The 14,307-nt window shown below is 68.9% G+C and carries 14 protein-coding genes; 10 read left to right on the plus strand and 4 right to left on the minus strand.

The window, feature by feature from the left end:
- Together LRS03_RS18750 and LRS03_RS18755 are read right to left on the minus strand one after the other, a co-directional pair.
- Nucleotides 1-1,110 (minus strand): glycoside hydrolase family 5 protein, encoded by a 1,110-nt coding sequence (locus LRS03_RS18750; RefSeq protein ID WP_257827401.1) that lies wholly within the window; start codon nt 1,108-1,110, stop codon nt 1-3.
- Nucleotides 1,111-1,299: 189 nt separating this feature from the next.
- Complete coding sequence (locus tag LRS03_RS18755; protein ID WP_257827404.1) at nt 1,300-1,716, minus strand: hypothetical protein; 417 nt, start codon at nt 1,714-1,716, stop codon at nt 1,300-1,302.
- A 470-nt stretch (nt 1,717-2,186) separates the two neighbouring features.
- Here LRS03_RS18755 and LRS03_RS18760 point away from each other — a divergent pair, with 470 nt between their 5' ends.
- The gene (locus LRS03_RS18760) at nt 2,187-2,555 is read left to right on the plus strand and encodes a TetR family transcriptional regulator C-terminal domain-containing protein (RefSeq protein WP_257827405.1); all 369 of its coding nucleotides are present in this window, start codon (nt 2,187-2,189) and stop codon (nt 2,553-2,555) included.
- A gap of 15 nt (nt 2,556-2,570) precedes the next feature.
- Here LRS03_RS18760 and LRS03_RS18765 read toward each other — a convergent pair whose 3' ends face one another.
- Nucleotides 2,571-3,416 (minus strand): hypothetical protein, encoded by an 846-nt coding sequence (locus tag LRS03_RS18765; RefSeq protein ID WP_257827406.1) that lies wholly within the window; start codon nt 3,414-3,416, stop codon nt 2,571-2,573.
- A 66-nt stretch (nt 3,417-3,482) separates the two neighbouring features.
- Nucleotides 3,483-5,360 (minus strand): DNA helicase RecQ, encoded by a 1,878-nt coding sequence (recQ, locus tag LRS03_RS18770; protein ID WP_257827407.1) that lies wholly within the window; start codon nt 5,358-5,360, stop codon nt 3,483-3,485.
- A gap of 138 nt (nt 5,361-5,498) precedes the next feature.
- Here recQ and LRS03_RS18775 point away from each other — a divergent pair, with 138 nt between their 5' ends.
- The 9 genes from LRS03_RS18775 (at nt 5,499) to LRS03_RS18815 (ending at nt 14,212) form a co-directional block, all read left to right on the plus strand.
- Entirely contained in the window at nt 5,499-6,434 is a 936-nt protein-coding gene (locus LRS03_RS18775) for a prolyl oligopeptidase family protein (RefSeq protein WP_257827408.1), read from the plus strand.
- Entirely contained in the window at nt 6,380-7,684 is a 1,305-nt protein-coding gene (locus LRS03_RS18780) for a prolyl oligopeptidase family serine peptidase (protein ID WP_257827409.1), read from the plus strand. Before LRS03_RS18775 ends, LRS03_RS18780 begins: the two co-directional genes overlap by 55 nt.
- Nucleotides 7,685-7,770: 86 nt before the next feature.
- The gene (gene ssb / locus LRS03_RS18785) at nt 7,771-8,271 is read left to right on the plus strand and encodes a single-stranded DNA-binding protein (protein WP_257827410.1); all 501 of its coding nucleotides are present in this window, start codon (nt 7,771-7,773) and stop codon (nt 8,269-8,271) included.
- Nucleotides 8,272-8,383: 112 nt separating this feature from the next.
- A complete protein-coding gene (locus tag LRS03_RS18790) occupies nt 8,384-8,650 on the plus strand; it encodes a hypothetical protein (RefSeq protein WP_257827412.1) in 267 nt (88 codons plus the stop codon).
- Nucleotides 8,647-9,339 (plus strand): chromate resistance protein, encoded by a 693-nt coding sequence (locus LRS03_RS18795; protein WP_257827413.1) that lies wholly within the window; start codon nt 8,647-8,649, stop codon nt 9,337-9,339. Before LRS03_RS18790 ends, LRS03_RS18795 begins: the two co-directional genes overlap by 4 nt.
- Complete coding sequence (gene chrA / locus LRS03_RS18800) at nt 9,329-10,675, plus strand: chromate efflux transporter (RefSeq protein WP_257827415.1); 1,347 nt, start codon at nt 9,329-9,331, stop codon at nt 10,673-10,675. Before LRS03_RS18795 ends, chrA begins: the two co-directional genes overlap by 11 nt.
- A 192-nt stretch (nt 10,676-10,867) precedes the next feature.
- Nucleotides 10,868-13,087 carry a coiled-coil domain-containing protein gene (locus LRS03_RS18805; protein WP_257827422.1) on the plus strand — a complete coding sequence of 740 codons (2,220 nt, stop codon included), beginning with the start codon at nt 10,868-10,870 and terminating at the stop codon, nt 13,085-13,087.
- Nucleotides 13,088-13,147: 60 nt separating this feature from the next.
- On the plus strand, nt 13,148-13,750 hold the full coding sequence (locus LRS03_RS18810; RefSeq protein ID WP_257827424.1) for an ATP-dependent Clp protease proteolytic subunit: 603 nt from the start codon (nt 13,148-13,150) through the stop codon (nt 13,748-13,750).
- A gap of 102 nt (nt 13,751-13,852) precedes the next feature.
- On the plus strand, nt 13,853-14,212 hold the full coding sequence (locus LRS03_RS18815; protein ID WP_257827425.1) for a DUF1428 domain-containing protein: 360 nt from the start codon (nt 13,853-13,855) through the stop codon (nt 14,210-14,212).
- Nucleotides 14,213-14,307: the final 95 nt, after the last annotated feature.

A 14,307-nucleotide genomic window follows, 5' to 3' on the forward strand; every position in this document is an offset into this window, starting at 1 on the left:
TCAATTGAGGTAGGGTTGCAGCACCTGCATCTGCGGCCGGTCGACGCCGTTCACCGGCTGCAGGCTGAAGGGGTCGTTGCTCGCCCACGCCCCGGCGAGCCAGTAGCTCCAGCCCATCCACACATCGCTGTGGGTCTGCATGTAGGCCAGCATGCCGTTGAGCGCCAGCCTGCAGGTCTCGGTGTTGGCGGCAGCGAACTCGCCCAGCAGCCCGCGCTTGCCGTTGGCGCGTAGCCAGTCGGTGAACACCTGCAGGCGCTGGGCGCCGATGGTGGCGCTCACGCAGTGGGTCGTGGTGCCCGAGCTGTCGGTGTCGAGGTACTGGTGCACTTCGAACACGAGGTTGTTGCCGCTGTCGGCGATCTGCAGCATGGCTTGCGCATTGGGCGTGCCGTAGAAGTTGGCCGTCCAGCTGTAGGCGCCCGACCAGGCATTGCCCGGCACCGCAATGGTGTTGGTGGCGCCGGTGGCGCGGATGCGGCGGATCGCCTCGTTGGCCGCGCCGACCCAGTTCTCGGTCGTCATGCCGTAGGGCTCGTTCATCAGGCCGAAGAGGACCTTCGGGTTGCCCTTGAAGGTGTTGGCCAGCCGCGACCAGAAGTCGCCGAAGGCTGTGTGCGGCACGCCCGAGCTGCCGATCACCTGCTGGCGGTAGCGGCCGTAGTTGTGTGGATCGATCAGCACCGTCATGCCCTTGGCGGTGGTGCTGTTCACGAAGGTGACGAGGCGCTGCAGCTCGGTCTGGTCGAGCGCACCGTACAGCGTGGGCTGCACCCGCTCCCACAGGAAGGGCAGGCGGATCAGGTTCATGCCCTTGGACTGGAAGTAGTCCACGGCGCTGTTGCTTGGATAGAAGTACTGGTAGCCGTATCGGCCGGGCAGCGAGGTGCTGTTGTATTCGGCGCCCGAGAGGTTGACGCCGCGCCAGCGCAGGCCGGGGGTGGTGAGTTCGGCGGTTTCGGTGACGGCGCTCACGCTCGCGTCGGGGGCCGATGGGGCCGGGCCGTCGCCTGAACTGCCGCCGCCGCAGGCGCCGAGCGTGAGGGCGGCGCACAGCGCCAGGGTGGAGAGGAATGAAGAAGGGCGGGTGGCGCCGATGTGGGCGCGCATGTCAGGTACTGCTTGAGACATGCATGGATTTTCGGAAGCAGCCGCCGCGACTTCAGTGAAGTGTCGTAAGGCTTTGTGCGTGAAGCAGTTCGCACCGCGCTGTGCGCCCCGCACAGCGGCACGGGCCGTTCACTCGGGCGCTGTTGCGCGCGGTGACACCTTCAGGCGTCGGGTCGCAAGGCCCGTCGCTCAGAACTCGAGCATGAGGTGCAGCACGTGCGAGCCGATCTTCTTTTCGACGCGGGGGATGTAGGCGATGCGCGGCGTCACGCCGTACCAGGTGCCGAGCGACACCGACGGCACCAGCAGCGGCTGCACCTTGTCAAAGTAGCCGCTCACGCCGGCGGTGGTGATGTCGAAGATGCCGTACTTCCACGTGTAGCCGATGTAGATGCTGTCGCGCCGGACCGAGTTGCGGTAGAAGCCGGCCGTCCAGCCGTCGGGGTGGCGGTAGTACGCGCCGGGGTTGGTGTTGTTGTAGGTCTTGTCCGGCTCGTGGTAACTCACGAGGTGCAGGCCGAAGGTGTGCTTCGTTTCCTGTGCCTGGGCGCACGACGCTGCGGCCAGGGCGGCAAGCAGCAGGGCAAGGCGGGCGGGGCAGAACATGGGGGGTCTCGCAGATCGGGTGTGTCCCTGTCTTTTCGAACCCCCACCCCTTTGGCTGTAGCGCCTGTTGCAACGTCCACCCTTCCGGGGGACTTAAATCACGGCACAAGTTGGCAGCATCGAGGTCCGTGGATCGAGGCGTTTCCGAGGGCCCGATCCGTATACTTCCGCACACTCGGCAAGCAGTAGAAAGAACCAGGTTTCAGGGATGGCCCGCAGACGCGACAAGAGTGAACAAACCCTCGCGGCCATCGTCGCGGCGGGCATGGACATCGCAGTCCACAAAGGCTTGCAGAGCGTGACGCTCAACGCGATCGCCCAGAAGCTCGACATCAGCAAGAGCGGTGTGTTCGTGCGGGTGGGCTCGCTGGAGGCGCTGCAGATCCTGATCCTCGACGAGTACGAGCGCATCTTCGCGCTCACGGTCTTCATGCCCACGCTGTCGGAGCCCGCGGGCCTGCCGCGGCTCAATGCGATCGTGCACCGCTGGGTGCACCACGGCAACGAGTCTCACGGCACTGATCGCCTCGCACTACGCCGTCAACACCTTCGACGACGACCCCGACGCCCACCCCGATGCGCTGCGCACCCGCCTGGTCAACGGCATGATGGCCTGGCGCCAGACGCTCGAGCGCACCGTGCAGCAGGCCATCGAGCGTGGCCACCTGCGCGCCGACTCCGACCCGGAGCAGCTGGTGTTCGAGGTGTTCTCGCTGCTGACGGGCTTCATGTACGACGCCCACGTCAAGCGCGACCCGAAGTGCTTCGAGCGTGTGATGGCCGCTTACGGTCGGCTCATGTCGACCTACCGGGCGTTCGACCTCAACGCCAAGGGCTGAGGCGCTCGCGAACGCTCAGTCGGCCTCGATCACGAGGATCGGCACCAGCCACACCAGGTGGCGTGGCAGCGTGATCAGCCACAGGCCCCCGATGCGTGCGCCGTTCGCGTTGAAGCTCACGATCCCTTGCGTGCCGATCGTGGCCGACCAGTCGCCCAGCCAGCCGCTGTAGCCCATCGTCAGCGTCCCCTGGGTGCTGCGGCCGGTGACGACACCGTTGGTCGTGGTCACCGTCTGGGTGAGATCGACCTGGGTGAGGCTCAGGCGTGTGGTGCGGTTGTTGTGCGTGCTGGTGATGGTGGCCGAAGGGGTCTGCCAGCGCTCGGTCGTGACCTGCGTGGCACCGGTCGTGTGGACCGTGTGGCTGAGCGTCGAGCTGCCGTCCAGTCGGAGCGTGCGGTCCTGCTGAACCACGACCAGGTGCGACTCGGTGCTGACCGACAGGTTGTCACCGTTCGCGCTGTTGACGGTCAGCGTGAGCGCACCGTCGACCACCGAGTTGTCGCTCTGGCTGCGGCAGCTGGTGAATTGGATCGTGTAGGTCTCGCCCGCATCGGGCACGCCGTTGGTCAGGCTGCCGCTCGGGCCGGCGGTGGCGATGAAGCTCACCGACCCGCCGCCCGCGCAGCTGCTGGACCCGCTCGCGCCGCTGACGGTGAACACCACCCGTGCGGCCGACAGCACCGTGGCCTGTGCGCGGGCGCTTTCGTCGACCACGGTGACGCCGCTGGCCGACTGCACCGTCTCATGGCCCGAGCCGTTGCCGGCGGAAGGCGCGTCGTCGCCGCCACCGCCGCAGGCGCTGAGGACGGCGGCAAACAATGCGACGGCGACGGTGCGATGGGGGTGTGACGTGATCATGAGCGGCTCCCGGTGGCCCGAGCGCCAGTGTGCCGCGCCACCCGGCCGGCCGCTAGCGGGGATGTGTCAGGCGGTGTCCAGCACCCGCAGGATCTCGCGGCCGTAGGCCTCGAGCTTCTTCGCGCCGACACTACTGATCTGCGACAGGTCGTCGAGCGACGAGGGCTGCGAGCGTGCCATCTCGGCGAGCGTCGCGTCGTGGAAGATCACGTAGGCCGGCAGGCCGTGCTCCTTGGCCACTTCGGCCCGCCAGGCCTTGAGGGCCGAGAACCGCTCGGTGCCCTGTGCGTCCAGCGGCACCGGCGGCGGCTTGTCCTTGCCGGCGCGGGGGGCCTTCATGCCCTTGCCGCGCTTGGGCGCCTCGCTCGGCTGGCGCAGCAGCAGCGTCACCTCGCCCCGCAGCACGGCGCGGGCGCTCGGCGTGAGTTCGAGCGTGTTGTATTCGCCTTCGGTGCGCAGGTGGCCGAGGGCGATCAGCTGGCGCAGCACGGCGCGCCACTGCGCTTCGCTCACGTCGGCGCCGATGCCGAAGGTCGAGAGCTCCTGGTGCCGGTACTGCTGCACCTTGTCGGTCGGCTTGCCGCGCAGCACGTCCATCAGGTGCACGGCCCCGAAGCGCTGGCCACCCTGCTGGTGGAAACGGTAGATGCACGAGAGCGCCTTGCGCGCGGCTTCGGTCGCGTCCCAGGTGGCGGGCGGGAGCAGGCAGTTGTCGCAGTTGCCGCAGGGCTGGCTTTCTTCGCCGAAGTAGTGCAGGAGGCGCACACGCCGGCAGTCGTGCGCTTCGGCCAAGGCGAGCAGTGCATCGAGCTTGCCGATCTGGTTGCGCTTGAACTCTTCGCCGGCCGGGCTGTCGTCGATCATGCGGCGCTGGTTCACCACGTCGGCGAGGCCGTAGGTCATCCAAGCGTCGGCCGGCAGCCCGTCGCGGCCGGCGCGGCCGGTCTCCTGGTAGTAGCTCTCGATGTTCTTCGGCAGGTCGAGGTGGGCCACGAAGCGCACATCGGGTTTGTCGATGCCCATGCCGAAGGCGATGGTGGCGACCATCACCACGCCCTCTTCGCGCAGGAACCGGTTCTGGTGGCGGCTGCGCACATCGGTGTCGAGCCCGGCGTGGTAGGGCAGCGCGTGGATGCCTTCGGCCTTCAGCCACTCGGCGGTCTCTTCCACCTTCTTGCGCGACTGGCAGTACACGACCCCGGCTTCGCCTTCGTGCTCGTCTTGAATGAAGCGCAGCAGCTGGGCGCGTGCGTTGTCCTTCTCGACGATCTGGTAGCGGATGTTGGGGCGGTCGAAGCTGCTGATGAAGACACGCGCGTCGTGGAGCGAGAGGCGCTCGATGATGTCGGCACGCGTGAGGTCGTCGGCGGTTGCGGTGAGCGCGATGCGCGGCACGTCGGGGTAGCGCTCGTGCAGCAGGCTCAGCTGGAGATAGTCTTCGCGGAAGTCGTGGCCCCATTGGCTCACGCAATGCGCTTCGTCGATGGCGAAGAGGCTCAAGAGGCCCCGCGCGTGCAGCGAATCGAGCTGTGCCTGGAAGCGCGGCGTGGTCACGCGCTCGGGCGCGGCATAGAGCAGCACCAGGCGGCCGCTCATCATCTCGCGCTCGATCTTCTGCGTGTCGTCGAGCGTGAGCGTGGAGTTCAGAAACGCCGCATGCACGCCGGCCTCTTCGAGCGCGCCCACCTGGTCGTGCATCAGCGCGATCAGCGGGCTCACGACGACGGTGACACCGCGGCCTGCGCGATGCCGCGCGATCGCCGGCACCTGGTAGCACAGGCTCTTGCCGCCGCCGGTGGGCATCAGCACCAGTGCGTCGCCATCGGTCACCACGTGCTCGATGATGGCCTGCTGCTGGCCGCGGAAGGCGGGGTAGCCGAACACCTCTTGCAGGATGCGCAGAGGCTGTGTCGGCGGGGCGGAAGAGGAGGCGGTGGACGACATGGCGAGAGGGAGCCGGCATGGTACGCGAGGGCTGTGCGCCGCAGCCGCGGCTCCCCCATCAGGTGGCCCTCGGCGGTGGTGGTGTGCGCATGAAACGTGGGGTGGTGGGCGCGCGAGCCTGCGTGCTAACTTCGTTTCATGAAGCACACCCTGGCTGGTCTCGCACTCGTCCTCACCGCTCTGGCCGCCCACGCGCAGGCCGTGGCGCCCCTGCCGGTCGCACCCGTGCGCACCGTGACCGACACCTACCACGGCGTGCGCATCGACGATCCCTACCGCTACTTCGAGAACCGGCACGACCCGGTGGTGGCGCGCTGGATGAAGGCGCACAGCGCGCATGCGCATGCGGTGCTCGCGCGCATCCCAGGCCGGCAGGCGCTGCTGGAGAAGATCAACCGCTACGACGCGGCCACGTCCGAGCGCGTGGCGCAGATCACCCGGGTGCCGGGCGATCTGTATTTCATCGAGCGCCGCGGCGCCACCGACAACCAGTACAAGCTCTCGCTGCGCCGGGGCCTGAACGGTGCCGACCAGCTGCTGGTAGACCCGGATCAGGTCGAGAAGAAGACCGGCCAGCCGCACGCGATCAACTGGTACCGGCCGTCGCCTGATGGCGCGAGGGTCGCCTACGGCCTGTCGGCGCAAGGCTCCGAGGCCGCGGTGCTGCACCTGTTGGACACGCGCACCGGCAAGCCGCTCGGGCGCCCGGTCACCCGCGCCGAGTTCGGCGGGGTCGACTGGTCGCCCGATGGCTCGATGCTGGTTGTCAACCGCCTGCGTGCACCGCGCGGCGGTGCCCGCGCCACCGACAAGTACCAGCACAGCCAGGTCTGGCTGCTGCGCGCGGGCCGGCCGATCGCCGAGGCGAAGCCGGTGTTCGGCACGGCGACGAAGGGGGTGGACATCCGCCCGGCGGAGATCCCGCTCGTCAACTTCACGCACGACGGCAAGTGGGCGCTCGGCGTGGTGATCAACGGCACGCAGCGCGAGATGGGCCTCTTCATCGCGCCGCAGGCCGGGTGCTGGCCGGCAAGCCGGCGTGGAAGCGGGTGCTGCGGCCGTCCGACGAGGTGACGGGCATCGCCTATTTCGACGACACCCTCTACCTCGTGTCGCACCAGGGGGCGCCGCGCTCACAGGTGCTGGCGCTGCGCCTGGGCGAGCCCGACCTGCGGCGCGCCGAGGTGGTGATGCCGGCCTCGGATCGGGTGGTGGTCAACGTGGCCGCCGCATCCGACGCGGTCTACATCGAAGCCCGCGACGGCAACATCAAGCGCCTCTACAAACGCCCGCACGGTGCGACCGGCGCGCCGGTGGAGGTGAAGCTGCCGCTCGAAGGCTCGTTCGCGCTCGTCGACGACGAAAGCGGCAGCAGCGCTGCCCATCCACGCCTGCCCGGCGTGCTGATCGACCTGCAGAGCTGGAACGCCGCGCGCCAGGTGTACGAAGTGGCCGCCGACGGCAGCGTGCGCAACACCGGGCTGCAGCCGACCGGCCCCTACGACCAGCCGGCGGGCATCGTGGCCACCGAAGTGAAGGTCAAGAGCCACGACGGCGCGATGGTGCCGATGTCCATCATCCACCGCGCCGACATCCAGCTCGATGGCCGCAACCCGACCATCCTCTATGGCTACGCGAGCTACGGCTCGACCGAAGAGCCCTTCTACAGCGTGAGCCGCCTGGCCTGGCTCGATGCCGGCGGCGTCTACGCGATCGCCAACCCGCGCGGCAGCAGCGTCTACGGCGAGGAGTGGTACCGCGCGGGCTTCCAGTCCACCAAGCCCAACAGCTGGAAGGACTTCATCGCCTGCGCCGAGTACCTCATCGCGCAGAAGTACACCGCGCCAGCAAAGCTTGGCATCTTCGGTGGCAGCGCGGGCGGCATCCTCGTCGGCATGGCGATGGTCGAGCGGCCCGAGCTGTTTGCCGCGGTGGTGCCGGCGGTGGGGGCGCTCGACATGCTGCGCATGGAAGACACCGCCAACGGCGTGCCCAACATCCCCGAGTTCGGCTCCTACAAGACCGAGGCGGGCTTCAAGTCGCTGCTGGCGATGAGCCCCTACGCCCACATCAAACCTGGCACGGCCTACCCTGCCGTGTTGCTGACCCACGGCGTGAACGACCCGCGCGTGGAAGTGTGGGCCAGCACCAAGACCGCCGCGCGCCTGATGGCCGCCACCACCAGCGGCAAGCCGGTGTTGCTGCGCCTCGAATACGACGCCGGCCACGGGGTCGGCAGCACCAAGAAGCAGCAGCTGGAGGAGCGGGCGGACATCCTGTCGTTCTTCCTCTGGCAGATGGGGGTGGCCGGGTATCAACCCTAGGTGTGCCCCTGTTGGTGGGCAAGACCCCGACGGCATCGCGCCGCATAATTCAGCCCATTCCCGATCTACTCTTCCTGGAGCGCCCCATGGCCTCGATCAACAAAGTCATCATCATCGGCAACCTGGGCAAGGACCCGGAAGTCCGCTACACCCCCAACGGCTCGGCCGTGTGCAACATCACCGTGGCCACCTCGCGCCAATGGAAAGACAAGAACTCCGGCGAGAAGCAGGAAGAGACCGAATGGCACCGCATCGTGTTCTTCGACCGCATGGCCGAGATCGCGGGTGAGTACCTGAAGAAGGGCCGCCCGGTCTACGTCGAAGGCCGCCTGAAGACCCGCAAGTGGACCGACAAGGACGGCGTCGAGAAGTACACCACCGAAATCATGGCCGAGAACATGCAGCTGCTCGGCGGCCGTGAAGGTGGCGGTGGTGGCGGCGACGAAGGCGGCGGCGGTGGCTACAGCCGCGGCTCGCAAGGCGGTGGTGGCGAGCGCAGCGCCCCGGCCTCGCGCCCGGCGGCCAGCAAGCCCGCCGCGAAGTCGTCGACCGGCTTCGACGACATGGACGACGACATCCCGTTCTGAGCCGAACACGCCTCTCTCGCATGAACCGCGCCGTGCCCTGTGCACGGCGCTGTCATTTCAAGCCTCGGAAAAGTGCCTTGTAGCAGACATCTCAGCATGAGATATTTGCTTCATGACGACCTGGCTGATCCTGACGGCGACGCTGCCCACCTCGCCCAGCGGCCTGCGGGTGCGCGTGTGGCGCGCACTCAAGGCCACGGGCGCCGGCACGCTTCGCGAGGGGGTGTACGTGCTGCCCGATCACGCGGACACCGCCCAGGCCCTGCACGAGTCTCGAAGCCACCATCCGACAAGCCGGCGCCGAGGCGCACCTGCTGCACGTGCCGTCGCACGACGACGCGCAGGAGCAGGTGTTTCGCGCCCTCTTCGACCGGCGTGAGTCTCTACGCCGAGCTGCTGCAGTCGATCAGGCAGGCGCGCAGCGGGCTGAAAAAGGCCAGCGAGGCCCAGCTGCGCAAGACGCTGCGCGCGCTGGAGCAGCAGGTCCAGGCGATCCAGGCCAGCGATTTCTTCCCCGGCCCTGCCGGCCGGAAGGCGGCCGAGGCACTGGCCGCACTTCGCCTCGACATCGAGCGCCAGCTCTCGCCGGGCGAGCCCCGTGCGACCGAGTTCGCCATCACGCCGCGGGCCATCGCCGACCACCAAGGCCGCACCTGGGCCACGCGCAAGCGCCCGTGGGTCGACCGCCTCGCCACCGCCTGGCTGGTGCAGCGCTTCATCGACCGTTCGCCCCGCTTCGTGTGGCTCGCCGACCCGGCGAAATGCCCGAAGACGGCGCTGGGTTACGACTTCGACGGCGCCACCTTCACCCACGTGGGCGACCGTGTCACCTTCGAGGTGGTGGCCGAAAGTTTTGCGCTCCTGAGCGACCCCGCGCTGCGCCGCCTGGCCGCCCTCGTGCACTTCATCGACGTCGGCGGCGCGCCGGTCGACGAGGCGCCGGGCGTCGAGGCCGTGGTGCGCGGCCTGCAGGCGCTGCACGCGCGTGACGACGCCCTGCTCGCGGCCGCCCTGCCGCTCTTCGACTCTCTTTACGCTGCGCTGCAGCTGACACCCGATGACCACTGACCCCACGACCGCCGCGCCGCCTGCGCCCGTCTCCCGCACCGAGGCCTTGCGCTTCTGGCTCAAGCTCGGCTTCGTCAGCTTCGGCGGGCCTGCGGGGCAGATCGCGATCATGCATGAGGAGCTGGTCGAGCGGCGACGCTGGATCTCGGAGAGCCGCTTCCTGCACGCGCTCAACTACTGCATGCTGCTGCCCGGCCCCGAGGCGCAGCAGCTCGCCACCTACATCGGCTGGCTGATGCACCGCACCTGGGGCGGGCTGGTCGCCGGTGGCCTCTTCGTGCTGCCCTCGCTCTTCATCCTGATCGCGCTGTCGTGGGTCTACATGGCCTTCGGCGACGTGCCGGTGATCGCCGGGCTCTTCTACGGCATCAAGCCGGCGGTGACGGCGCTGGTGGTGCACGCGGCGTGGCGCGTGGGCTCGCGCACGCTGAAGAACGGCTGGCTGTGGGGCATCGCCATCGCGGCCTTCGTCGCGATCTTCGCGTTGCAGCTGCCCTTCCCGCTGATCGTGCTGGCCGCGGGCTTCATCGGCTATTTCGGTGGGCGCTTGGTGCCTGCCAAGTTCAGCGCCGGGGGTGGGCACGGCAAGGCGGCACAAGGCCACGGCCCCGCGCTGATCGACGACCACACCCCCACGCCCGAACACGCCCGTTTCAGCTGGGCTCGCTTTCGCGCGGTGATCGTGGTCTTCGTCGGCCTGTGGGCGCTGGCCATCGGGGGCCTCACCGCCCTCTTCGGCTGGCAGGCGGTGCTCACGCAGATGGCCTGGTTCTTCACCAAGGCGGCGCTGCTCACCTTCGGCGGCGCCTATGCGGTGCTGCCCTACGTCTACCAGGGCGCGGTCGACCACCACCAGTGGCTCACCGGCCCGCAGATGATCGACGGCCTCGCGCTCGGCGAGACCACGCCCGGCCCGTTGATCATGGTGGTGTCGTTCGTCGGTTTCGTGGGCGGCTGGACGAAGGCGATCTTCGGCCCCGATGCGCTCGCGCTGGCCGGTGCCGCAGCGGCCACGGTCGTCACCTTCTTCACCTTCCTGCCGTCGTTCTTCTTCATCTTCCTCGGCGCGCCCTTCATCGAGACCACGCACGGCAAGCTGCAGTTCACCGCGCCGCTCACCGGCATCACCGCCGCGGTGGTGGGCGTGATCGTCAACCTGGCGGTGTTCTTTGCGTACCACGTGCTGTGGCCGCAGGGCCTGGCGGGTGTCTTCGAATGGGCCTCGGCGGTGATCGGCCTCGCGGCGGGGGTGGCACTTTTTCGCTTCAAGCTGGGCGTGATCCCGGTGATCGCGGGCAGCGCGGTGGCGGGGCTCGTGTTCCAGTGGCTGCGGTGACCGGGCTCCACAGCCTGCCCACCGCTTCTTCACGGGTTGCCCACAGCCTGTGACCTGCTTGTCCACAGCCTTGCCCCCAAGTCTTGGGGCGGGCAGCGTCACCCACGGTCGCGGGGTGGCACGGCGAGGGGCCTGACATTAGCTTGCACCCTGCGTCTGTCTGATCGAAGCAGACGTGGACCAGGGGGGAACATGGGTGACAAGCCGGTGGTGGGGCCGCGGTGGCGCGGCCTGGTGGCGTCGACGCTTGGGGTGGTGATGCTGGCGGCGCTGGTCGTTCCGAGGTCGGCCGAGGCCAAGGCCCCGGTGCTCAAGCCGCAGAGCACGCTGAGCAGCCTGTCGAGTGCGAGCGGCACGCGCGCCCGCTGCGATGCGCTGCTGCGCTGGCTGGAGTCCGGCAGCGCGCCGGGCGGCCGCAGCGCTGCCGGCCTGCTGGACGTCTTCCGCGACGAACACATGCTCGCCGTCTTCGGGCGTGTGTACGACCAGGACGGCGGGGCCTGGCACCGCGAGGCCTACGAGTCGGCGATGGCGCCCTGCCTCGGCCTGCGTCCGCCGCCGCGGGGCTTGTTCGGACGGCTGTTCGCGCCCGAGCCGCCCGATCCCGAGCAGGTGCGGCAGCTCAGCCGCTATGCCGGCGTTCTGCGCCAGGCCTTCGACGGCCAGCGCGGGCCGGCCGACGCCATGCAGATCGGTCGCTTTCTCGCCGACGCGCGCCATCAGCTCGAGCGCGCGAATGCCTTGATGGCGCAGGCCGACGACACCGCCGCGGACCTGGCCAGCCTCACCCAGCTGCGGGCACGCGCCGCCGAGGCGCGCGGCTACACCCGGTTGTCGGCCGCCGACCGGCAGCTGGTGCAGCAGTACGTGGCACAACGCGAAGCGGAGCTGCTGCCGGCGATCGTGCAGGACTGGCTCGCCCAGGCCCGCGCGACGCCCCCGTCGACGCAGGCCGCCTTGCAGCTGGCGCGCGACCACCGGCAACTGCGTCGCAGCCTGGGCGCGCTGCCGCCTCAGCTCGCCAGCGAGCTGGACCGCGAGGTGCAGCAGCTCGTGGACGCCGGCATCGCGCCCGAGCTGCAGGCCGAACAGGAGCGTTTGCGCGCGATCGCGCCGACACGCGAGGGCGCACAGGCGTTGACCGATTGGGAGCGCGAGGTGCTCGGGCGTTACGCCGAGCTCAAGTCCCCGGCGCTCGACCAGGCGGTGCGTGGGCTCGACGAAGCGCGCACCCGGGTGTTGAGTGCCCTGCTGCCGGCCTGGAAGGCGCAGGTCGCCGCGCTCGGCAGTGGCGCCGACGTCGCGGCGCGGCATGCCGAACTCACGGCCCTGTTTGGCGCCGGCGGCGAGCGGCTGGCGGCCTTGCGGCAGGAGTTCCGGGCGCCGCTGGAGGAGCGCCGTGCGCAGATCGAGGCGCGGGTCGCCGAAGACGAAAGGGCGCGGCTCGCCCAGGCGCAGCGTGCGTCGGCCACCGCGGCCACCTCGACCGGCCCCGGCCGGCCGGTCGTGTTGAGCGCGTCCGACCTGGCGGTCACCGCGGCGAATGGCGCCGTCGTGCGCAGCCTTTTCCGAGGCAGCTTCGAAGACATCACGGCCGCCCCCGGCAGCACCGAGATCTCGGCGCTGGCGAGCGGCTACATGCAGCAGTTCTGGCGGCAATGCCCGAAGCACATCGCCGATCCGGTGGAACTCACGCGACAGGAATGTGCCGCCGAGACGGTCACCCGCAACGGCTACGGCATGGAGATCTCGCGCTCCTGCAGCTCGTACCGGACGGTCGGCACCGGCGTCTACGCGGAGCGCTCGCTGGTCAGGGCGAGCAGCTCGCGCGGCATGGACCAGATGGGCGCCTCGATGCGCAGCATGATGGACATGATGAAGGGCGGCAACCCGCTGGCCATGGCCGCCAACATGGTCAACGTGGTGAAGGCCTATTCGGAGGCGGGTGCGGATGCGGTGGCCTCCAATGCCTGCGATGGCGCGGCATTGGAGCGCTTCCGTGTGAACCTGGAGAACTTCCTCACCGGCAAACCCGGGGTGCAGCTCGACGGCAGCCGCTCGATGGGCGTTGCCATGCTGCCGCCGGCGCCGGGCGAGACCTACCGCGACTCGAACTACGTTCGCTTGCTCGAAGACCTGGTGGGGGACGCCAGCCGCAGCTGGGCCTTCAACCGCTACCTGGCCGGGTCGATACAGCGTGCGCAGGTGACCGAGCGCGACGCAGCAGGGCGGCCCGCCAAGGTCGAGGCCGGCTACCGCTTCCAGGGCATGCGCGGCACCGAGGGTGGCACGGTCTCGCTCGATTTCGTCGAGGGCCGGCCCCGCTGCCTGTATTTCTCGGACATGCCGGGCGCGTGCCGCGCGCTGAACCCGCGCCTGCTCGCCGACTATGTCAACGGCAAGTACCGCTGAGCCCGACGCACTGGCCCGCGGCCTGCGCAACAATCGGCCGATCCCACTCAGGAGGCCGACATGACCCGCCAACATTCCCACGACGACGACGCCAAGCCCGTCATCAACGTCGACAAGACCGACCGCCTCGAAGACCAGCTCGCGTTCAAGTCGCGCTACGTGCTGGTCTTCGGCGCCATCGACGACAAGCTCGCCCACGCCACCTGCCGCCGCCTGCTCGCGCTGTCGGAGGAGTCCGATGCGCCGATCACGATGCTGATCTCGTCGCCCGGCGGGCACGTGGAGTCGGGCGACGCCATCCACGACATGATCCGCTTCGTGCGCGCCCCGATCACGGTGGTGGGCACCGGCTGGGTGGCGAGCGCCGGCGCGCACATCTTTCTCGCGGCTCCGAAAGAGCGCCGCCTGTGCCTGCCCAACACCCGTTTCATGATCCACCAGCCGGCCGGCGGCGCCGGTGGGCAGGCGACCGACATCGCCATCCAGGCGAAGGAGATCCTGCGCACCCGCGAGCGCATCGCGCGTGTGATCTCCAAGCAGACCGGCAAGCCGTATGACACCGTCAAGACCGACATGGAGCGCGACTTCTGGCTGAGCGCCCAGGAGGCCATCGACTACGGCATCGTCTCGCGCATCGTCGAGACGCAAAACGACATCGCTTGACCGAGGTCAGGCCGGGGCCGATTCGAAAAGCCCTGGCCTTTCACAGGTGGCGCTTGGGCGCTAGGCTGTCGCAGCACGCTCAACCCGCGCAGGAGTGACCCGATGCCGCACTACGTCGACGGATTCGTCTTGCCTGTCCCCAAGGACAAGATCGAGGCCTACCGCAAGCTCGCGCAAGACGCGAGCGTGGTCTGGAAGGAGTACGGCGCGATCGCCTACTTCGAAGGCCTGGCCGACGACGTGCAGCCGGGCAAGCTCACCTCCTTTCCGCAGGCGGTGCAGCTGAAGGACGACGAGGTCGTCGTCTTCTCGTGGATCGTGTACCGCTCGCGCGAGCACCGCGACGAGGTCAACGCGAAGGTGATGGCCGACCCGCGCATCGCCAACATCGACCCGGCCACCATGCCCTTCGACAGCCAGCGCATGTTCTGGGGCGGATTCAGCAGCCTCGTCGAGGCGTAACCAGCGGTTGCCGCTGTAGGACAGAACCTACAGCCGCGGAAGACATCGCCCGGTTGTGGCTTAGCCCGGCCGGTTTCGAGAATGGGAGTCCATCG

The organism is Rhizobacter sp. J219 (assembly GCF_024700055.1).
GTDB lineage: Bacteria > Pseudomonadota > Gammaproteobacteria > Burkholderiales > Burkholderiaceae_C > Rhizobacter.

Coding starts and splice junctions, on each gene's coding strand:
- LRS03_RS18750 (WP_257827401.1), bottom strand. CDS start 1,110: ATGCGCGCCCACATCGGCGCCACCCGCCCTTCTTCATTCCTCTCCACC.
- LRS03_RS18815 (WP_257827425.1), top strand. CDS start 13,853: ATGCCGCACTACGTCGACGGATTCGTCTTGCCTGTCCCCAAGGACAAG.
- LRS03_RS18790 (WP_257827412.1), top strand. CDS start 8,384: ATGACGACCTGGCTGATCCTGACGGCGACGCTGCCCACCTCGCCCAGC.
- LRS03_RS18805 (WP_257827422.1), top strand. CDS start 10,868: ATGGGTGACAAGCCGGTGGTGGGGCCGCGGTGGCGCGGCCTGGTGGCG.
- LRS03_RS18755 (WP_257827404.1), bottom strand. CDS start 1,716: ATGTTCTGCCCCGCCCGCCTTGCCCTGCTGCTTGCCGCCCTGGCCGCA.
- LRS03_RS18760 (WP_257827405.1), top strand. CDS start 2,187: ATGCGATCGTGCACCGCTGGGTGCACCACGGCAACGAGTCTCACGGCA.
- LRS03_RS18775 (WP_257827408.1), top strand. CDS start 5,499: ATGAAGCACACCCTGGCTGGTCTCGCACTCGTCCTCACCGCTCTGGCC.
- LRS03_RS18810 (WP_257827424.1), top strand. CDS start 13,148: ATGACCCGCCAACATTCCCACGACGACGACGCCAAGCCCGTCATCAAC.
- ssb (WP_257827410.1), top strand. CDS start 7,771: ATGGCCTCGATCAACAAAGTCATCATCATCGGCAACCTGGGCAAGGAC.
- chrA (WP_257827415.1), top strand. CDS start 9,329: ATGACCACTGACCCCACGACCGCCGCGCCGCCTGCGCCCGTCTCCCGC.
- recQ (WP_257827407.1), bottom strand. CDS start 5,360: ATGTCGTCCACCGCCTCCTCTTCCGCCCCGCCGACACAGCCTCTGCGC.
- LRS03_RS18765 (WP_257827406.1), bottom strand. CDS start 3,416: ATGATCACGTCACACCCCCATCGCACCGTCGCCGTCGCATTGTTTGCC.